Source organism: Citrobacter gillenii, assembly GCF_013337685.1.
Taxonomy (GTDB): domain Bacteria; phylum Pseudomonadota; class Gammaproteobacteria; order Enterobacterales; family Enterobacteriaceae; genus Citrobacter; species Citrobacter gillenii.
In genome coordinates this window covers 426,502-446,200 of the sequence record NZ_SUQN01000005.1, presented here as the reverse complement: position 1 = coordinate 446,200, position 19,699 = coordinate 426,502, and the positions used below count along the sequence as shown (strand labels likewise).

The following is a 19,699-nucleotide window of genomic DNA, read 5'->3' as shown; positions in this document are numbered from 1 at the left end:
AGGGGTTAACGATTAATGTATAAAAGATATTAAGTTATATGTATAGTGATTTTGTCATGATATTGTTAAAAATGATCGCGCATCACGTTCCTGAATAAACAGGCTTGCCGCATGATTGCGAAACATATTATTAACATTTTTGCGAGTTGTGACGGGTTAAAAAACGGACACAAAAGAGGTGGTTAGCGAGGTCCGCCGCGCACCGGAGCGGTGTTTCAGTTCAGGGGCGCGGCGTTGGCGTGCATGTCAGGTTATCGGTTCGGACAACACCGACAAACCGAACTGTTCAATAAAGCGATCGACCGTATTTCTATCCTCATCCGTTAAGGTCCAGCCGGGTTTTCGACAATACTCATCAGCAATAATCCCCCGACGTAGCAATATCGTTTTTTCAATCTGAATGATGTATTCACAATGCTGCATCCAGCGCTGGATATAGGGTAACAGCGCGTCATGTAATTGCGCGGCCTGCTGCGGCTCTCCGGCCAGCCAGTGACGATAAATACGCACATAAATTTCGCTGAACGAGCACCCCGGCATCACGCCTTTCCCTCGAGCTTCCAGCATTTGTAGCATATACAGACCGGCGTAGCCGTTCAGTACGTGGGCGTCGGGTGCATGCAGGAGAAACTCGCGGGTGTACGCCACCGGCGGATTACATTCAATCTTAAATACCGCGTGCGGATAGCGTTTGGCCACCTCGGCTAACTGCGCTGGCGTGACCGGAAATCCGGTCTCACCCGGTGCGTATTGCACCATCACGGGAATAGTCACCGCCTCCAGCACCGCAGAAATATGCGCCTGAACGGCCGCAAGTGACGGTTGCAGGAAAAACGGTGGCAAAAGCATCAGCGCGTCAGCCCCCATACTCTGATACCGACGCGCCCGACGTACAGCAAGGTCGGTGCTGTGGTCAGTAACAGAGATCGCGCGAAACACGCGGCTATCCGCCAGTTCAGCCAGAAAGGTTTCCGCCAGCTGCCCTCGCTCACTGTCGTCAAGCTTGGGAAATTCGCTGGCAATGCCAAACAGCGTCAGGCCGTTAACGCCGGTGGCACTAAGATGGGCTAACAGGCGGCGAAAACTCACCCTATCAACGTCACCTTGCGGCGTAAACGGCATCGCCACAATGGGATTTACGCCCCGAATGTTATCGACCGAACTCATAAAAAGTCCTCCCTGTCAGCCAGCACAGCCCCCTGCGCTGCCGGTAACGCCCAGCGACGATACAGCCGCAAGAAGCCGCGGGGGACCTCTTTATGCACCAGTTGGCAACGTTGCTGACGTTCGTTCAGCTCGCACTCGGCCACATTCAGCGTTAAGGTGCGCTTTGGAATATCAATGCTGATGGAGTCACCGTTTTCAACCAACGCCAGTACACCGCCATCGCTGGCTTCGGGCGAAATATGCCCCACGAATAGTCCGCGATTCGAGCCTGAAAAACGCCCGTCAGTGATCAGCGCGCAGGAATCAGAGAGGTTCATCCCTTCGAGGAATTTCATTGGCTTGTACATTTCCGGCATCCCGGGCCCACCTTTCGGTCCTTCATAGCGCAAGACCAGCACGCTGCCGGGCTGGATATCGCCCGAGAGGATCGTCGCCACCGCGTCGTCTTCACTGTTAAAGACCACGGCCGGCCCGGTGAATACCATCAAATGATCCGGGACCGCTGCAGGTTTCACCACACAACCCATCGGCGAAAGATTGCCGTGCAGCACGGCGACGCCTGACTCATTTCGCACCGGGATTGCCAGAGTATGAATCACTTCCGGGCGACGGGTGACCGGAACGTCTCTCAGCCATTCTCCTTTTGTCTGCCCATTCACCGTCAGGCAAGTGAGATCGAGCAGATTGACGATCTCTTTTTCCACCGCCGCTACGCCTCCCGCTTCCCAGAAATCGATCATGTCGTATTCCGATGCAGGATAAAGCGAGGCTACCAGTGGCACCTGATGACTGAGGGCGTCAAATTCCGAGAGAGGAAGATGGCCCAGTTCCGCTTCGTAATAAATGGCCTGTAGATGCAGAATGGCGTTCGTTGATCCCCCCGTCGCCAATAAATAGGTCATCGCATTAAGGATAGATTCGCGCGTAATAATCTGACGGGCGTTCACACTGCGCTTCACCAAATCGACTGCGGTCATCCCTGTTGCATAGGCGCACTCCCGTCGTTCACCCGAGATAGCGGGCAACGTACTGCTCCCCGGCAGGCTCATGCCCAGCACTTCCGCAATACAGCACATGGTATTGGCGGTACCGTACATGGTGCAGGAACCGTGTCCCGGCTCCGCAATATCCTCAATATGGCGGAACTCAGCATCATCAATTTCGCCACGACGTTTCCAGCCAATGGCCTCGGTGACAATATTGCCGTCCCAGTGTTTGCCTTTATATTCTGCGGGATACATCGGCCCGCCGTTCAGCAGAATCGCCGGAATATCGAGTCGCGCCGCCGCCATCAGCATAGCCGGAACAATTTTGTCGCACGAGCCCAGCAGCACCATGCCATCAAAGCGGTGGGCACGCATCATCACTTCTATCGAACTGGCGATGATTTCACGCGCCGCCAGAATATAGCGCATGCCGAGATGCCCTTCGGCAATGCCGTCGCAGGGGGCGATAGTGCCAAATACCATCCCCACCCCGCCCGCTTCATCAATCCCTTTCAGTACATGCGCGGTCAGCTCATTGAGGTTGGCATGCCCCGCCGTCGCATTGGTGTAGCTATTAACTACGGCAATCACCGGACGGCGAAGTTGCTCGTCCGTGTGGCCCATCGATTTGTAGAGGGCGCGCTTTAACGCGCCATCATCACCACTGAGGATCGGATTGAAGTGTTCGCCACCACAACCGCCACATCCGCTGCCACAACTGCTCATATATGACCTCTTTTGGTTAATACGGTGTTTTCTGCCTGTACCGCCGTTTTTCGATCGCGAGGGTTAACCAGGCGAGCCGGGATGAGGAAAATTAGCGGTGCGCACAGCACCAGAAATCCCGCCAGAATGTACAATCCACTGCTGGTACTGCCGGTGGTGTCCTTCAGCCAGCCGAGAACCGTGGGGCCAAAGAACCCGGCCAGATTACCGATGGAGTTGACTAATGCGATGCCAGCGGCGGCGGCCGTGCCCGAAAGCAGCGTCCCAGGCAAGCTGATATAGGTGGGAATCAGTGATAACGTGCCGGACATCGCCACGCAGATCCACGCCATCATCCAGAACGTTGAACCTTCATTCAGGGCGCTGAATGTCAGTCCAATGGCGCCAACGATTGCCGGGATCGCAATATGCCAGCGACGCTCCTGTTTCAAATCCGAATGACGACTGTTCCACAACATGAAGGCTGCGCCGAAGATATAGGGAACTGCTGCCAGCAGACCAATCGTTAAATCATCCTGCACACCTGAGCTTTTTATGATCGACGGCAGCCAGAAGTTAATCCCGTAGTAGCCAATGTTGAAGCTAAAGAAGATCACCGCCAGCAGCCAGACAAAGCGGTTACGCAACATCGCAGACAGGCTATGTTGTGGCATTCCCGCATTGGCGGCGTCTTTATCCAACTGGTCTTTTTGCAGATCCTGCTCAATAACTGCTTTCTCCTGGTCCGATAACCAGGTCGCCGATTTCACATCGTTGTCGAGATAACGCAGTACCACAAACGCCAGCAGGAATGAGGGGATCGCCTCCACCAGGAACAACCACTGCCAGTTGTGCAGATTACCCACACCTTCAAACATTTTCAGGATCAACCCTGACAGCGGGCTGCCGATAATAGTCGAGAGCGGAGTCACCAGAATAAACAGACCCAGCGTGCGCGCCGAGCGCCATGAGGGAAACCACAACGTTAAATAGTACACAATACCCGGGAAGAACCCGGCTTCCGCTACACCGAGCAGGAAGCGAATGACATAGAACTGAGTTGGGGTGGTGACAAACATCGTTAATGCGGATAGCACCGCCCAACTGGCCATAATGCGCGCTATCCAAAAACGGGGGCCAAAGCGCTGCATCAGCAGGTTACTGGGTACTTCAAAAATAAAGTAACCAATGAAAAAGATGCCCGCGCCAATGCCATACACCGTATCGCTGAGATTCAGCGCATCCTGCATATGGAGTTTGGCAAATCCCACGTTCACACGATCAAGGTAAGCAAAGAAATAACACAGGATTAAAAACGGGATCAGCCGTCGGGTCACTTTACGATAAACCGCATTTTTATTTTCGCTATCAAGGGTACGCGTATTCATCTTTCAGCCTCTTGAAGGGTTATTGATGCACGATCAGGTGTTTACCTGTTGCCATGCCTGCGCATAGGCCTGTGCGTTATGAAGAACCTGTTCACGACTTACGCCCGCACGGTACAGACCGCCGCCGCAGCCAAAGCCTTTTGCACCGCCCATGCACCAGCGTCTCAGCTGCTGCGCCTCGGCGGAAACGCCGCCAACCGGCATGCAAACAATATGAGGTGGCAGCACCACGCACATCGCCCGCAGTATCTCCGGGGAGATCATTTCCGCCGGATAAAACTTCAGCCCACTGGCTCCGGCCTCCAGCGCCATAAATGCTTCGCTCGGTGTCGTCACACCCGGTAAGCTGATGACGCCACGTTCCCGGCTGCGGTGGATCACTGACGTGTTCATATTTGGCGAGATAATCATCTGCCCGCCCGCCTCCACGACATTGTCGACCTGTTCAGGCGTCAACACGGTACCCGCCCCGACGATAGCATGCGCGCCAGCGCGTTCACGTAGCAGCGTGATCGAATCGAGCGCTCGTGGTGAATTTAGCGGAACCTCCAACCAGGTGAATCCCGCCTCAAGCAGTGCATCACCAATTTCAGGCGCATCCTCCGGCGTCAGGCCGCGCAGAATGGCGATCATCGGCAGCGGCGTTTTCTGCCACAGCGTGGCAAAATCAAAACTGTCCATTACGTTTCTCTGTTAATTGATGTTGAAGAGACTGCATCCCGGCGATAAAACAGCGATCGCCATCAATGCAGCGTGTCTGGACCCCACACGCGGTCGCGGCAAGCTGATAGCGACGCGTCAATGCCGCGCTGCCCACAAGCCAGATTTGCCCGGAGTAGTCCGTAGTAAACTCCGCCCCCATTAATAAGCCGGAGAGATAGTCGCCTACCGAGGAAGCAGGCAATTCTCCCGAAAGCCGCAGCGTTCGGGCAGAAAAAAGCAGTTGGCTTAACGGCTGGTCCCGACGGGCAACGTTCACGCCGCGCAAAAAAGCAGACTCATCCTCAACGGCTTCCGGTAGTGCGCGTCCGAGCAGCGAATGCGCGAGCAGCAGGTGGTACAACTCACCGGTCATGTAGGTTGAAAAATCGGTGACCTGCCGCTGCCGGACCCGAGCGTGTTTACTGTGCGTACCGGGTAAAATCGCCTGAAAATCGTCAAGCCCTGCCAGTAAAGCCAGCCCGAGCAACTGGACCTCTTCACCGCGCATCACATCCGGTATTTCACCCGAGGAAGATTGACGAAGTCCCGGAATAATCCACGCCTCGCTCCCCCATGAGGTGATGAAATATTTGCTACGCGAAATCAAACTGTCGACCCCGGCTGGGATCGGACAATAATCCACGTCATGCCAGCCCTGCTGTGAGCCGACCATCCCGGCCATCACGATGACCGGCGCGGCATGCGTAAGCCAGTCGCCTAACAGCGTTTTCAGCGTCGCGTCAAACTGACCTTGTCCAACATGAAGCAGCCCGCAGTTGGCGCTGCGCTTATCCAGCACGTCTTTATCGTTGATCAACCACGCTCGGAAGTTAGACGTTCCCCAGTCAATCGCAATCCACGCCCCAGCCATCTTGTAACCTCAACAACCTAATCTTGTATGACAAGAATGTAGTTAATTTTATATGAACGATCTGTGAGCGCGATCGAGAAGTGCAATAAATCGTTATATTTATTAATCTGAACGGACATGAAATAAAATCTTGTATGCGTTACCTACTGCTTTATAGTTACAATGAAAGGACTCTCTTATCTTCAAGGCACACTATGACGACGCCCCAGGCCACAATTTCCGAAACGATCACCCGCGATCTGGCAATGAAGATCATCTGCGGGACCCTGAGCGATGGGGAGATGCTCCCCGGTGAAAATGAACTTGCCGTGCAGTACTCTGCCTCGCGAACCTCAGTGCGAAACGCGCTGCATGTCCTGTCAGCCAAAGGCTTGCTGTCAATTCAGGCAAAACGGCGCAGCACGGTAAACCCGCGCGAACTCTGGAGTTTTCTCGACACCGACGTGCTGGGCTGGATGGAAGAAGTGGGTATTGCGCCTGATGTCGCAGAACAACTGGTGGTAACGCGTCTAATGTTCGAACCTAACGCCGCCGCGCTGGCCGCCGCCAACGCCACTGCCCGCGATTTGGCCGCCATTGAGGAGGCCTGGACGCTGATGTCGCGTGGGCAACAGCAGGATAAGATCGCGCTGTTTGAGGAAGGCGATCTGGCCTTTCACACGGCGCTGTTAAAGTCCTGCCATAACCCGTTTTTGATGTCGATTGGCAATGCGCTTTCAGCAGCTATGATGCTGTCATTTAAACAGACACAGGAGGCTTCGGTCAGGGAAACAGAGCATGCTGTAGAACAGCACCGCCTGCTGCTGGAAGCCATTCGCCTTCGCCAAGGCGTTACGGCGCGGGAGTGCATGCGGGATATCATCCTGAGCGCCGCCAACCGACATCTGTGGACCACGCTACCGGAAAAATACGCACATCTGATTTGATAGTCGCCTCTAAATCGCAAGAATCGCTGCTGTTCAGCAACATTTTTGCAATATAATAAGGGGGATGTTAAACGCTGAACCTGAACAGGTGACTGATGGAAATTGATCTCGATAATCTGGTCTTTGATGGGCTCGATGAAGCGCAAGAGCGCAATGCGGAACGTCTGGAAGATGCAGACAAAAAAGCACAGGAAATGATTGCGGATAATGACTGCGGCGATGCCTGCAAAATCTAATCCCTGAACCGGCGTAATGCCGGTTTTTTTTATCTCCAGTCTGCGTGTATAGCGCAATGCTTCAATCAGCGGTGCAAAGGCAGAGGTGTGCTGTTTGCGGCTGGGATAATACAAATAATAACCCGTAAACGCAGCGCCTGGCCGTCTTTGAGATAATAGAGATCGTTAAAATTATCACGCAGCATGACTGGCCCCAATTCCACATCGGTTATCGGTTTATGGTACAGGCCCGCATGGAAATACAGTAGCGTTTCTGGATAATTTGCATTGTATTTACCCATTGTTAACAGCTATTTCACTAATATCATTTTGTATATAGATAAGAATTTTTTCTTATTTTGCGCCATCGATAAGTTATGGGAGCGTTAATAGCACAAACCAATAACTACAGGGATTTCATATAATGATGGCAACGAAAATTCAGCGCGCTAAAAAATCAATCCTGGCACTTAGCATATTGTCCGCGTCGGGCATGATGGCTTCGCAGGCTCAGGCCGATCAACTGGCCGATATCAAAGCTGCAGGCGTGGTGAAAGTCGCAACGTTCGACGCTAACCCACCGTTTGGCTCTGTTGATGCGAAAACACATAAAATTGTCGGCTATGACGTGGATTTTTCCGAAGCGCTGGCAAAATCACTCGGTGTAAAACTGGAACTGGTGGCAACCAATCCGGCCAACCGCATTCCGCTGTTGCAATCCGGTAAGGCCGATTTAATCGTTGCGGATATTACGATTACGCCGGAGCGGGCGCAGGTCATCGACTTTTCGGTCCCCTATTTTGTCACCGGACAGCAGTTCCTGGTGCCCGCAAAATCCCCGGACAAGCTTGATGATTACAGCAAGGCACGCATCGGCGCGGTGAAAGGCACTACCGGTGAACAAGCGCTACATCAGCGCTTCCCACAGTCACGCGTGCTGGCTTACGACGATATTCCGCTGGCGCTGACCGCACTGCGCAATGGCAATGTTCAGGCCATCACCCAGGACAGTACTATTCTGGCGGGCCTGTTAGGTGGCGCACCGGATAAAGCAGATTTCAAAATTTTACCTGACCTGCTGAGTAAAGAAGAGATCGGCGTAGGGGTGAAAAAAGGCGAAACGGCGCTGTTAAACGCGGTAAACGACGAACTGCTGAAACTTGAGTCGACCGGTCAGGCGGCCAAAATCTACGATGTCTGGTTTGGGCCTGAAACCAAAAATCCCCAGCCCCGCGCCTTTAAAATAGAAGCGAAGTAATATGCTCTCAGGTCTGTTTCCTCGCTCCGCAGCGCCAGCTGCGGATTTTACGCAGTTGCGTCAGGCGCGGGTCGAGCTGCGCAATGTGCATAAACAGTATGACGCGCAGGTGGTGTTAAATGACGTTAACCTGACCGTGGAGCCCGGTGAAGTGGTCACCATTCTGGGCCCTTCCGGCTCAGGGAAATCTACGCTTATTCGCCTGATCAATCAGCTTGAATCACTTAGCGGGGGCGATATTTTCATTGATGACCACCCGATCGGCCAGCTGCGCGGCGCGGCCTTACGTCAGTTACGCAGTCGCATTGGTTTTGTATTCCAGCAGTTCAATCTTTACGCACATCTGACGGCGCAGCAGAACATCTCGCTGGCGCTGGAATATGTTCACGGCTGGAATAAAACGGAGGCGAAACAACGCGCACTTGAGCTGCTGGAACAGGTCGGACTGGCTGACAAAGCCGAGGCCTACGCCACACAGCTTTCCGGCGGTCAGCAACAGCGCGTTGCCATCGCCCGCGCCCTGGCCTCCTCTCCACAAATCATCCTGTTTGATGAACCCACTTCCGCGTTGGATCCCGAAATGATCGGCGAAGTGCTGCTGGTGATGAAAAACCTCGCCCATAGTGGCATCACGATGATTGTCGTCACTCACGAAATGCATTTCGCCCGCGAGATTGCCGATCGGGTGGTTTTCATTGATGGCGGCGACATTCTCGAAGTGGCGCCCCCCGAGGTTTTCTTTACCCGCCCACAGCACCCAAGGACCCGACGCTTCCTGAAAAAAGTTCTCGACCCGTTACATCAGGAGTCATCGTTATAATGCACGCAATGGACTGGCAGGGAGTGCTGAGCGGGCAACCTCTGCAATGGATAATGTCAGGTTTTCTGACCACGCTATGGGTGACACTGGCGGGGATCGTACTCGCCACATTGCTGGCCATCTTACTGCTCGGCCTGCGCCTTTCGGGTAATCGCATCGCCGGTGGCATGGTCAGCGTGTGGGTTTCAGTTTTTCGCAACACGCCGTTACTGGTACAACTGATGTTCTGGTATTTCGCCGCATGGAATCTGCTTCCCCGGGGGGTAATTACCTTCATCAATGCTGAGCACCCGTGGTCCATTCTGCCGGGAGAGGTCTGGTGGTTAACCCCGGAGTTTCTCTGTTCGGCCTGGGGGCTGGGGATTTTTACGTCAGCTTTTTTGGTGGAGGAAATCGCCTCCGGTTTACAGGCGGTGTCCAGCGGGCAGCGGGAAGCCGCCGTGGCACAGGGTTTTTCTTCCTGGGCGGCCTTTCGGCATATTCTGTTGCCTCAGGGCCTGGCTAACGCCTGGCAGCCAATCGTCGGGCAGTATCTCAATTTAATGAAGCTCTCATCGCTTGCCAGCGGTATTGGTTTCGCTGAACTGACCTACCAGGTTCGGCAAATCGAGAGTTATAACGCCCACGCACTGGAAGCGTTTGCCGTCGGCACCGGGCTGTATCTGCTCACTGGGCTTGTGCTGGGAATGCTGCTCACGCGACTTGGCCCTCGGCCCGTACCGGCAAAGCGATCTACGGTAAAAACCCACATTTTGAGCATCCGGAGTCCACAGCATGATCGCTAATATTTCGGTGATTACCGACAATCTGGACTATATCCTGTGGGGACGCGCGGCACAGGGACAGCCGGGGGGAGTTCTGCTCACGTTACTGATGGCAATTGGCGCTGCGGTGCTGGCGCTGCCCGCCGGGATTCTCCTCGCCTGCTGCGCGTGGCGGTTCCCGGGCGTGGTGCGCAAGGGACTGTTTGTCTGGGCGGAGTTTATTCGCGGTATTCCGCTCATTTTTGTCATTTTCTGGATGTGGTACCTGCTGCCCATGCTGACAGGCAGCGATCTGCCAGGGGCGGCGACCGTCACGCTGGCGCTAGCCTGGTTTACCGCCGCCTCGGTAATGCACTCCGTGTATGCGGGCTTAAACGCGCTGCCTGGCGGTCAGTATGAGGCGTCAGTGGCTCAAGGATTTCGCCCGTTTCAGTCGTTGTGGCTGATTTTACTGCCACAGGTGCTGCGTAATATTCTGCCATCGCTGACGGGGATTTTTATTGGGTTACTAAAGGATACGTCGCTGGCGTTTATCGTCAACGTCCCTGAACTGACGACGGTTGCCGGACAGGTGAACAGCCGCGTGCAGATTTACCCGGCTGCGATTTTTGTCTTTACCGGACTGGTTTACTACCTGCTGTGTTTTGGGCTGGAGAAAGTCGCCCGGCATCGGTTCGCGCTAAAATAATGCCACGGCTCAACAGGCCACGAACTGGTGGTCGTCGTTGAGCCGGTATTTCACACCGGCACGGATATTATTCTCACCCTCGATGGCCACGGCAAACCGCATTCTCTCCCCGTCGTGATAGGCAAGCGCGGCACATCCACCGGGGCCGAGAATGATTGAATCGACCTCGCCGGTACTGGCAACGACCGCATTTTCACCGCTGGCAATAATGTGCACATTGTCAGCACAGTTAGCAATCTTTGACTCAGAGCCAAAGCTGGCGATCTGCGTGAGATCGCCGCTGCTGGCAATACGGCTGCGCTCGCCCAACGAACTGATACGCACACGCATGCCGGTACTGGCGATGCGCGTGCCGTTTCCCACGCTGCTGACGCGCGTGGAATTTCCCGCAACCGCAATTCTGCTGCGATTGCCGGAGCTGCCGACATGAGTATTGTACCCCACGCTGCCAATGCGGGCGCTGTACCCCGCGCTGGCAATCTGTGCGGCGTACCCGGCACTGGCGATTTTGACGTTATCACCTGCACTGCCAAGGCTGTCGCTGTCCGTTGCACTCGCCAGCTGTCTGCCGTTGTCGTCTGCCGTTTGCGGGCTGGCTAAACGCGCCATCGCGAAAATATCCTGCTGCACAAAACGTGCTTCATCCAACCATTTAGACCAGCCATATTCCACGAGGCTGTCAGCCCAGTCGCCGAAACCCTCTCGCTCAAGCGCACGGTGAACATCCGCATAGCTGCCACCGTCCGGAAACGAACGCAGAAACCAGCGGTACAACACGGGCCCGACGCGCCAGGCCCGTAAGTCACTAGAGGTTATCATCATTGCTTAATGCCGATGATAGCCATCCACCATGCACCTGAAGGTTTCGCCCGGTGTGCGTCCCGTGGTGCAGAGATAAAGATGTCCAAAAATGAAAAACAGACTCACTATCGCCAGCGCAAAGTGCGCCTGCAGCAACCAGTAACGCACACCCGGGAACAGATCGCCCACCGTTTGCGGATACAGCGACAGCAAACCAGAAATCAGCAACAGCGGTAACAGTCCGTACATTACGCCGACATAGGCCGCCTGCTGTAACGGGTTGAACTTAGACCGCGTGGATGCCGGGAACGGGTGTGCCTCACCCTGCATAATGCCAAACAGATAAAACCGCGTCTGTCGTTGCGCCCGCCCAATCCAGCCCTGGCGTTTAATCATATAGTGATGCCCGTTGCCACCGATCAGGTTGATCAGCACAAAGCCAATCCAGCACGCCAGCAGCAAAAAGCCACAGATTTCGTGCACAGCATGCAGGCTTTTCATTACCGGGGCGCTGACGGCAGAAAAGTGGTTGACCAGACCACTGCCCAGCAGCAGTAAAAACAGCAGCGCATTCGACCAGTGCCACAGGCGGACCGCCTTCGAGTACAGATAAACTTTCTCACCGTGCCCGGCTGACGCTTTATTGGCAGAGCGAAAGCGCAACATGGCGTGTAGCGCCAGCACCAGCCACATCCCCACCAGCATTAACCCGGCAGCCACCAGCCAGACGGGCCAGTAGTCGGGCTTAAACAAGGGGACGTACTGCGCCAGTTGCGCATGAAACTGTTCGGCATTCTGCGACGCGTTCATACATTATCCTTTTTAATCAAATGTTGACCGAACCGACGATACAGATGGGGTTTCCCGGCGCCTGCCAGCTGATACTCGTAAAACTTGTTTTCGCGCAGCCAGGCCTGAACCTGCGGACTATCTTCGCGCCCAAATATCAGCGCATGTTCCGGGCACGCATTCACGCAGATAGGCGGGAAGCCTTTTGCCAGACGTGTCTCGGCGCAGAAGTCACATTTGTCGGCCACTTTGGTTTGCGGATTAAGATAGCGAACCTGATAAGGACAAGCCCCTATGCAGTAGCTACAGCCAATGCAACGCGCGGCGTCAACCCGCACAATCCCATTCTCATCGCGCCAGGAAGCACCGGTCGGACACACCTCAATACAGGGCGCATCGTCACAATGCTGGCAGGACTGGCGGAAATAGTGATACAGGGTTTCGTTGTCGTTATCCGACACCGGAATATGGGCAATCGACAAACGGCTACCCTGGGCTGGAACATGGTTGGTTTTTCTGCACGCTCGGGCACAAATATTACAGCCGTTGCACAATGACTCATCATGAATCATGACATAACGAACCGCTTGCGTATTTTTGGTACTTGCTAACAAGGTTTGGCCTGGGCCGGTGAAAAAAATCACCGTCCCCATGCCAATGACAAATTTTCGTCGGGTGAAGGACATCGGGTTATCCTCTAATGCTGTGACAGTGATCGTCCACACGTTCCATGACATTTACCTGATCAATTCAGGGGTTCTGGTACTGCTCAACCTCAAGCCATTCACACAGGCCGTACGCCTTGCCGTAGCGCATAAAGCGCTCGCTAAACAGATAAGGTTCCGCATTCGACGCTTCCACAACGCGTATATCTGCGTAATCCGGGTGCGTTTCCATGGCAGTCAGCGCCGCGGCTATCTGTTGAGGTGCAAAGTGATACGGCGACTGTCCGAGCATGGCGACCTTATACGGGCGAGGATACGTTCGGCAGTCAAAGCGCACCGCCTCGGCGATCGCCCGGCAGATATCGTTTTCCACCACCTGCACGCACATGTCGGCATAGTTAGCCGTCATGGTCTGCGTCGAGTAGAAATACACATCTTCCGCACCCTGCACGCAGGTAATATCCGCACTTCCCGCCTGCTCATGCATGGCGTCCAGCAGCAGCGTAAGGTCTGTTTCAGGCATTGAATAAGGTGGCTGCAAAAACACACCGCGCGCCACCAACTGGCCCGACGTAGAGTGCTGGCGGATAAAATCCGCCATTATTGACTCCGCCGTCACCGGCTCTTCGACCTGCGGCGTGTTGCTGTGCTCTACGGCCGGGTGTAACGCCTGTAGCCACTGTCGTTTTTGGCTATCCACCTCATCAGGAAGCGCTATACACGCTTCCTCATCGGCGACCAGAACGTCGCTCACGTTAGTCATCTCGCGTTCCTTACGCCGGCAGCAGATTCTGCGCAGCCAGATCGGCTGCCACATCCTCAAGACCGAGGCGATTCAGGGTTTCACGCGTTGGGCAGCCGAGTTCCGGGTCCCAGCCCATTTCCTGATAGAACATCGTCAATGACTGGCGCATATCTTCCCGATCCATTTTGTCGGTCCCTTCGGTAAACACCGGGATCTTAGGATCTTTGTCGAAGACCCAAGAGCAGATAAGATCGTGCTCATTGCGCATATCTTTGGTTTGCATCAGTTTCACTGTATAGGCACGGTGCAACGTAAAAATACGCTCGGCGGCGAGATCCAGGCTTGCCTGCGTTGTTTCATCACCGGTTACCGCCTGGAAGAATTTCGCTTCCAGATCCAGATCCCCACGATAGTTTCGACTCTTCAGCGGCGACACCGTCATCGGCCAGACCCAGTTGCACAGCGTGACGGCGTTATGCAGACAGACCTTCAGCAGCGTCCATTTGGCATATTTAATTTTGGCGGCGTTGATTGGGGTGTAGTTTTTGGTTTCGTCGTAGGCATCCTGTGAGCCAAACAACTCACCCGCCACTTCACGCTGTAATTTCAACGGCAAACCAGAGCCGATGAAGTTGATGTGGGTGTGCGCCATGCAGTCACGGTTAAACATGCAGTTGGTGATCGCCCCCACCTGTGCCGAGGCCTCGTTAGCATGGTGAACAGGAAAACCAAACGGCGACCACAGTTTGTTTTTGGCATAGCCCCAGTACTCGTCGCCTAAATTCCAGCGTTCGGCAATGGCATATGACCCATCTGCAAGGTGGCTGAGTTCACCGACGCGATGCGCCAGGCGGTAGTAGAAATCTTTAATAAAATTAGGATCGCCCGCTTCCAGCTGATCCCAACGGATCTCGGCATACTCTTCAGCCGGCAGCACGCGTTTAAAAACGCCTTTGGCGTAGCAGTAGGTAAAATCACGGTGCAATTGCCCGTAGTTACACCAGATACCGTAGTCGTCGAACAGGTTCAGGCCAACCAGATTCCCCACCACGCGGCCATCATCTTTCTCGTCAAAATCTTTCGGGCCGTGCGGGAAAATCGTGGTGTGCACGAAGTTCGCCACGCAGGTGTTACCACCGGTACTCGGTACACCAAAATCTTTAACACGCGGGACGTTGAGCTGGGTCATACAGCGAATCGGGCATGAGTGACAGCCGCTCATTTTGACCGTGTATTTTTCTGCGGCCGGTCCGAGATCGAACACCGACTTGTAGGTACGAAAGCCGACGGTATTTTGGTTGCCTGGCGGGATTTCCCCCGTTTCAATCGGGCCGCCTTCCGCCGCACCCCAGAACAGCCCTTTACGCGCCGTCCAGCGTGAGTTTGGCGATGAATATTCAGCCCACGCCTGTGGCGTGCTCGGCACCACATGGTTGTTGTTAGCGCCGATAAGCTCGGTCATCATGTAATCGTTCAGCCGCTTCATCTCTTTGCGATCGGCGATGTTGACCCCTTTTGTGCCTTCAACCGCAATGGCCTTCAGGTTCTTCGAGCCCATCACCGCACCGGTGCCAGCACCGCCGCTGTGGTTGCGGCTGTTGATCATACAGGACAGCGGTACCAGATTTTCTCCCGCCTGACCGATGGCGGTGACGCAGGTTTCCGGGCTGGTGATGCGACAAATTTCTTCGGTCGTAGCGCGTGTACCCTTGCCCCACAGGAAGTCGGCTTTTTCGATGCTGACCTTGTCGTCTTTGATATTGATCCAGACAGGCGATGCCGCCTTACCTTCAATCACAATCGCGTCATAGCCGGCAAATTTCATTTGTGCCGCAAAGAAGCCGCCCATATGGGCATCAACGACTAAATTACCTTTGGTAAAGGTTGATAATGAGGTGATATTGACGCGTGAACTGCAGGGTGCGCCCGAGCCAGTGAGGGGACCGGTGGCGAAAACCAGTTTATTCTCTTCATCAAAAGGTTTTGTGCCTGGCGGGACTTCGTCGTACATAATTTTATAACCAAAGCCCATCCCACCGACAAATTTTTTAAATTTACTGGAATCTTCCACGGTGATATTACCCGTCGTGAGATTGACCCGTAAAATATTACCTGTCCAACCATTAGCCATCATGTTTTCCTTTGCTAGAAGGTTTAATAGATATACCCGTCATTTTGCTGGCCGCATTTCCGTACATAGCGGCAATTTTTTTGGCAATTAATGACGCGTATCAGGCAAGCCTGCGATCCATCAAACGGTAATCTCTTTCCATTCGATAATTTTTAATGCTCCAGTCGGACAAGCATTGGCGCATTCCCCACACAACACACATTTCGAGGATTTTTTAGTTTCGGTATTCACGGTCGCCATCATCCAGGGACAGGCCGTGGTACACGCGCTACAGCCAATACAGCGCTTGTGATCCACCGCAATACAACCGTCTTCCTGTTTCCAGGTAATTGCGCCTATCGGGCAGACAGCCATACATTGCGGATCTTTGCACTGGCGGCAGGTATCGGCGGTGTAGTTTAAATCGCCGTATAGTCCGCCACCGGAACCGACACCGTTGTCACCAAAGAAAAAGTTGCGATGGATTTTGATACGGGAAAAGAAGGTGCCAACGGCGCCATCGTTATAATTCGTACAGGAAATTTCGCAGCGGTGGCATCCTGTGCAGCGTGCACGTTGCGTCACCAGCACTCCTTTCGGCGTGTTAATCAGCCCGACAGTGCCGCTATCGACATCTTCCTGCTTACAGCCAAAAAGTGATAACAGTGCGGGGGCAATGGTTAACCCTGCCAGACCTTTTCCTGATATCCGTAGAAATTCAAGTCGCGTTAAACCACAATCTAAAAATGGACGATCAACCTGGTTCATTTATTTCGCATCCTCTTCGCAAACGCTGTAGCAGCAACACATCCAGTGCTCATGTTTATACGCGCCGGGCAGGCCAAATCGGGCCACTGATGTTGCCGACAACACGTGATATTTTTGCCCTAACCTGATCGCATCAATGACGGTGGTTAAACGGAGTGAATCTTTACCCTCAAGACAGGAATAACCCTTTAGGGTTAGGCGGATAAATAATGTGGTTATTCATAGCCTGTAACCTTGATCGTTATCAAGTAAAAACGGGAAGGAGAATAATTAATGCGGAGTGATATTTATTATCATTAAGGCAGGTTGAAATAGTATTTCATCTGCATTACAAATATTTGTGATTACACCTCCAAATATAAGCGTTTGCTTTAATCGATATATAATATAATACATAACGACAAATACATTTTTCTGCACTTTTTATTTTCAAAGATGAATTATATATATTGATAGAATACCGTGGCAGAATTACAGGGCGGTAGCCTTTCTCCACCGCCCTTTTCAGGATTAACCGGCTAACGCTTTAATCACCGTCTCCATGGCCTGTTTTTCTAACTCACTGCGTTGCACACGCTGATTGGCGAGGGTGGTTCTCAGTACACCGGCAATGACGATATGCTTAGGCTCTTGTCCCAGATCGCGCATTTCCAGTACTACTTTACCAACAACTCTGCACATCTCGCGGTACAGTTCGTCATCTTTGGTCTGATTACCCATATTTGCCTGCTCGTCATTAGCTCAAACCAACAGCATATATCAGTCTGGCTTATTAGACAAAAAATCAATGAAAATCAAATAACTGTCATGAATCTACAGAACCTGCTGGAGTCGGTGAACCAGCTCAGCCAGGCTCCCCGCCTGCATTTTTTCCATCACTCTTGCCCGGTGAACCTCAACGGTACGGACCGCAATATTCATTGCATCTGCGATTTCCCGGTTCATCAACCCTTGTGCCACCAGACCGGCCAGTTGGCGTTCCTTTGGGGTAAGCTGTTGGTAGCAAGCGACAATCTCATGGCGCGTGCATGCCGTAATGGAAACCTGCAGAGCATGTTCCAACGCGACCTGAAGTGGTCCGGCAGAAACCGGCTTTTGCAGAAAATCGACCGCTCCACGTTTCATTTGCGCGACCGCCATCGGTACATCGCCATGCCCGGTAAGAAAGACCACCGCCAGCGTGCTGCCGCGCCGTAGCATCTCGTCATGTACACCTTGTCCATCCAGTCCCGGCATACGCATATCCAGCAATACAACCCCGACCTGATGCAGATTGACCTCGGCCAGGAAGGTTTCTCCGTGCTGCCAGCACCGGACCTCGTATCCCAGACTTTCCAGTAAAAATGCGCAGGCCTGGGTGACGGCTACATCGTCATCCAGCAGATGAATGATCGCCACAATCGCCCCCTTTCTGTGTTGGCTTAAAATGTAATCTTACCGCGACACCCGCCCGACCATCTGGAGCCTGTTGATTGTTGATGCTAATCTCGCCGCCGGCATAGCGAACCAGGCGTTGGCATATGACCAATCCCAGCCCCATTCCTTCTTTGCGGGTAGTCATAAACGGTTGGAACGCTTGATAAAGCTGAGTTTCATCGATTCCCCCGGCGTTATCCTGTACCTGTATGCTGATACCGTCGTCCTCATGTTGAGCGGTAAACCACACCGTGCTGGCCCCTGCCTGAGCGGCGTTAAGCACCAGATTTGCCAGTACTTGTTCCAGCAGAACGCTGGGCAGCGTCAGCGTTAAGTTTGCGCTGACCGTCGTTTGCAGCGTGACGTCAGGGAATTGCTGTGTCATACGCAATAATTGCCACACGTGGTGGACAGCATCACGGATGTTGATCGCCTGCCAGTCATCCGTCATTACTGGATTGCCCTGGGCCTGGCTGGCCCACAGACGCAGATTGCGCAACGTATCGGCCCCCCGCTGTGCCTGAGCATCTATCTGTTCAAGCGCAGGTAACAGCGGATGCTGTTGATCCTGACCGCGCAGGCGAATCAGGCAGCCTTGCGCATAGTGACGGATAGCCGAGAGCGGCTGGTTAAGTTCATGGGCAAACCCGGACGTCATCTCGCCGAGGACGCTCATCTGACGCGCGGTTTCCAGTGCCTGCTCCTGCTTGCGCAACAGCACATTGTTACGCTCCAGCAGCCTGCCGCGACGACGGACCAACAGCATCACCCAGATGTAGTTGAGTGTGAGCAACAGCAGAACCACCGCTGCTGCCCCCATTACCAGTTGATGCTGGATAAACCAGCTTTTGATATCCAGCCACAGTTGACGCTGCTGCGGGTGCTGACGAACGTCACGTAGTAACGTTTCGACCTCGCGGGTCGAGGCGGGAGCTCCCCAGCGAAAAGGCGCATCTTGTGGTGCATTAAACAGAACCCGGGTGACGCGATCGGCAAGTTCATCACTCACTGCGGGCAGTGCGGCGAAGGACCAGTCAGGATAAAGCGGCGTGCTGCTCAGGCAGGGAATCGACGTCGGATGGTTGAGCACCACCTTAAAATCGGCTTTATGGATCAGCCCTTCTTCATCCATTTTTTCCAGCAGACACACCGGCACAATTACAGCCTGAACGGCTTTCTCACGCAATAAATACACTAACGCATCGGCAGGAAAACCCGTGAACCTCAGGCGCAAATCGCGCTCCGGGCGCAATCCCGCATCGATAAGCGCTTTATAACCCAGCAAATAGCCGCCAAATGCCTGGGCATCGATCGCCCCAACCGTTTTGCCGATCAGATCGTGTGCCGACGCGATCTCTCCGTCACGCCTGACCAGGATCGCACTACCAATCACATTGCTGGTCGCTTTTCCGCCGCGGGTGGAGCGTAAGGATGCCAGCCAGCGTAGCGCTGCGCGGTTGTTTAACTGCACAAACTGCGCCGGATTGGTCACCACAAACTGCACGGTTCCCCGGTTCACGGCATCTTGCATCTGGTGCAGGTCCAACGGTTGAATATGAAACCGTTCACCGGCGATTTGCTGATTCAGCAGGTTTTCCAGCGGCTGCCAGTGATTACGTGTGGTGACCTCCCCACGCATGGCTAAGACGCCAATGTTCCATGTCTGCGCCCAGGCCGCTCCGCTCAGCATCCACAACGCTGCCAGCACCGTCAGGCAATGTACTACTTTACATCTCACGCCATTATCCCTGTCATTTATGTTGTTTTAGATCAACAACAAGCCGGGTATGTGGTTAACCACAATAGAGTACCCCCCGCCACGATTTTTACACTGTAAATCATCAAGATTCTTTATTCATCACACGCAAACCAACGGCGTGACCAATGTTTCGTTGTTGCATTGTGACGGGAGAAA

The 19,699-nt window shown here is 53.7% G+C and carries 21 protein-coding genes; 6 read left to right on the top strand and 15 right to left on the bottom strand.

Annotated features, from left to right (window positions below):
- Positions 1-246: 246 nt before the first annotated feature.
- Genes FCH32_RS14385 through FCH32_RS14365 form a run of 5 tightly spaced genes read right to left on the bottom strand, consistent with a single transcriptional unit; the run spans position 247 to position 5,819 of the window.
- Entirely contained in the window at positions 247-1,167 is a 921-nt protein-coding gene (locus FCH32_RS14385; protein WP_174361080.1) for a dihydrodipicolinate synthase family protein, read from the bottom strand.
- The gene (ilvD, locus tag FCH32_RS14380) at positions 1,164-2,879 is read right to left on the bottom strand and encodes a dihydroxy-acid dehydratase (protein WP_115258609.1); all 1,716 of its coding nucleotides are present in this window, start codon (positions 2,877-2,879) and stop codon (positions 1,164-1,166) included. Before ilvD ends, FCH32_RS14385 begins: the two co-directional genes overlap by 4 nt.
- Positions 2,876-4,246: an MFS transporter gene (locus FCH32_RS14375; protein WP_115258610.1), complete on the bottom strand. Its 1,371-nt coding sequence runs from the start codon at positions 4,244-4,246 to the stop codon at positions 2,876-2,878. Before FCH32_RS14375 ends, ilvD begins: the two co-directional genes overlap by 4 nt.
- Before the next feature lie 33 nt (positions 4,247-4,279).
- Positions 4,280-4,927 carry a 2-dehydro-3-deoxy-6-phosphogalactonate aldolase gene (locus tag FCH32_RS14370; RefSeq protein ID WP_174361079.1) on the bottom strand — a complete coding sequence of 216 codons (648 nt, stop codon included), beginning with the start codon at positions 4,925-4,927 and terminating at the stop codon, positions 4,280-4,282.
- Positions 4,914-5,819 (bottom strand): 2-dehydro-3-deoxygalactonokinase, encoded by a 906-nt coding sequence (locus FCH32_RS14365; RefSeq protein ID WP_174361078.1) that lies wholly within the window; start codon positions 5,817-5,819, stop codon positions 4,914-4,916. The genes FCH32_RS14370 and FCH32_RS14365 overlap by 14 nt, the downstream gene beginning before the upstream one ends.
- Before the next feature lie 194 nt (positions 5,820-6,013).
- On the opposite strand from FCH32_RS14365, the gene FCH32_RS14360 reads away from it, so the two are divergent.
- Entirely contained in the window at positions 6,014-6,745 is a 732-nt protein-coding gene (locus FCH32_RS14360; protein WP_115258613.1) for a FadR/GntR family transcriptional regulator, read from the top strand.
- A gap of 95 nt (positions 6,746-6,840) precedes the next feature.
- On the top strand, positions 6,841-6,981 hold the full coding sequence (locus tag FCH32_RS14355) for a hypothetical protein (protein WP_096757192.1): 141 nt from the start codon (positions 6,841-6,843) through the stop codon (positions 6,979-6,981).
- A 65-nt stretch (positions 6,982-7,046) separates the two neighbouring features.
- Here the strand turns inward: FCH32_RS14355 and FCH32_RS14350 are convergent, their stop codons facing one another.
- Positions 7,047-7,262, bottom strand: a complete 216-nt coding sequence (locus tag FCH32_RS14350) for a hypothetical protein (RefSeq protein ID WP_174361077.1) — start codon at positions 7,260-7,262, stop codon at positions 7,047-7,049.
- 122 nt (positions 7,263-7,384) lie between these two features.
- Between FCH32_RS14350 and FCH32_RS14345 the strand changes: the two genes are divergently transcribed.
- Genes FCH32_RS14345 through FCH32_RS14330 form a run of 4 tightly spaced genes read left to right on the top strand, consistent with a single transcriptional unit; the run spans position 7,385 to position 10,490 of the window.
- On the top strand, positions 7,385-8,218 hold the full coding sequence (locus tag FCH32_RS14345; protein ID WP_174361076.1) for an ABC transporter substrate-binding protein: 834 nt from the start codon (positions 7,385-7,387) through the stop codon (positions 8,216-8,218).
- 1 nt (position 8,219) lies between these two features.
- Positions 8,220-9,038: an amino acid ABC transporter ATP-binding protein gene (locus FCH32_RS14340; RefSeq protein ID WP_174361075.1), complete on the top strand. Its 819-nt coding sequence runs from the start codon at positions 8,220-8,222 to the stop codon at positions 9,036-9,038.
- The gene (locus tag FCH32_RS14335) at positions 9,038-9,823 is read left to right on the top strand and encodes an amino acid ABC transporter permease (RefSeq protein ID WP_137400051.1); all 786 of its coding nucleotides are present in this window, start codon (positions 9,038-9,040) and stop codon (positions 9,821-9,823) included. The genes FCH32_RS14340 and FCH32_RS14335 overlap by 1 nt, the downstream gene beginning before the upstream one ends.
- Entirely contained in the window at positions 9,813-10,490 is a 678-nt protein-coding gene (locus FCH32_RS14330; RefSeq protein WP_174361074.1) for an amino acid ABC transporter permease, read from the top strand. Before FCH32_RS14335 ends, FCH32_RS14330 begins: the two co-directional genes overlap by 11 nt.
- Positions 10,491-10,499: 9 nt before the next feature.
- Here the strand turns inward: FCH32_RS14330 and ydhT are convergent, their stop codons facing one another.
- From ydhT to ttrS, 9 genes are all read right to left on the bottom strand, one after another.
- The gene (gene ydhT / locus FCH32_RS14325; RefSeq protein WP_174361073.1) at positions 10,500-11,312 is read right to left on the bottom strand and encodes a protein YdhT; all 813 of its coding nucleotides are present in this window, start codon (positions 11,310-11,312) and stop codon (positions 10,500-10,502) included.
- Between the two features lie 3 nt (positions 11,313-11,315).
- Complete coding sequence (gene phsC, locus FCH32_RS14320) at positions 11,316-12,101, bottom strand: thiosulfate reductase cytochrome B subunit (protein ID WP_174361072.1); 786 nt, start codon at positions 12,099-12,101, stop codon at positions 11,316-11,318.
- Positions 12,098-12,766: a 4Fe-4S dicluster domain-containing protein gene (locus tag FCH32_RS14315; protein ID WP_174361105.1), complete on the bottom strand. Its 669-nt coding sequence runs from the start codon at positions 12,764-12,766 to the stop codon at positions 12,098-12,100. Before FCH32_RS14315 ends, phsC begins: the two co-directional genes overlap by 4 nt.
- A 64-nt stretch (positions 12,767-12,830) precedes the next feature.
- Positions 12,831-13,508, bottom strand: coding sequence for a YdhW family putative oxidoreductase system protein (locus tag FCH32_RS14310; protein ID WP_115258619.1), 678 nt, complete (start codon positions 13,506-13,508; stop codon positions 12,831-12,833).
- A 10-nt stretch (positions 13,509-13,518) separates the two neighbouring features.
- Positions 13,519-15,621: an aldehyde ferredoxin oxidoreductase gene (locus tag FCH32_RS14305; RefSeq protein ID WP_174361104.1), complete on the bottom strand. Its 2,103-nt coding sequence runs from the start codon at positions 15,619-15,621 to the stop codon at positions 13,519-13,521.
- A gap of 120 nt (positions 15,622-15,741) precedes the next feature.
- The gene (locus FCH32_RS14300; RefSeq protein WP_096757202.1) at positions 15,742-16,368 is read right to left on the bottom strand and encodes a ferredoxin-like protein; all 627 of its coding nucleotides are present in this window, start codon (positions 16,366-16,368) and stop codon (positions 15,742-15,744) included.
- 510 nt (positions 16,369-16,878) lie between these two features.
- Positions 16,879-17,088, bottom strand: coding sequence for a fumarate hydratase FumD (gene fumD, locus FCH32_RS14295; RefSeq protein ID WP_096757203.1), 210 nt, complete (start codon positions 17,086-17,088; stop codon positions 16,879-16,881).
- Positions 17,089-17,181: 93 nt separating this feature from the next.
- On the bottom strand, positions 17,182-17,766 hold the full coding sequence (ttrR, locus tag FCH32_RS14290; RefSeq protein WP_115258621.1) for a tetrathionate respiration response regulator TtrR: 585 nt from the start codon (positions 17,764-17,766) through the stop codon (positions 17,182-17,184).
- Positions 17,741-19,522, bottom strand: a complete 1,782-nt coding sequence (gene ttrS, locus FCH32_RS14285) for a tetrathionate respiration histidine kinase TtrS (protein WP_137362979.1) — start codon at positions 19,520-19,522, stop codon at positions 17,741-17,743. Before ttrS ends, ttrR begins: the two co-directional genes overlap by 26 nt.
- Positions 19,523-19,699 lie beyond the last annotated feature (177 nt).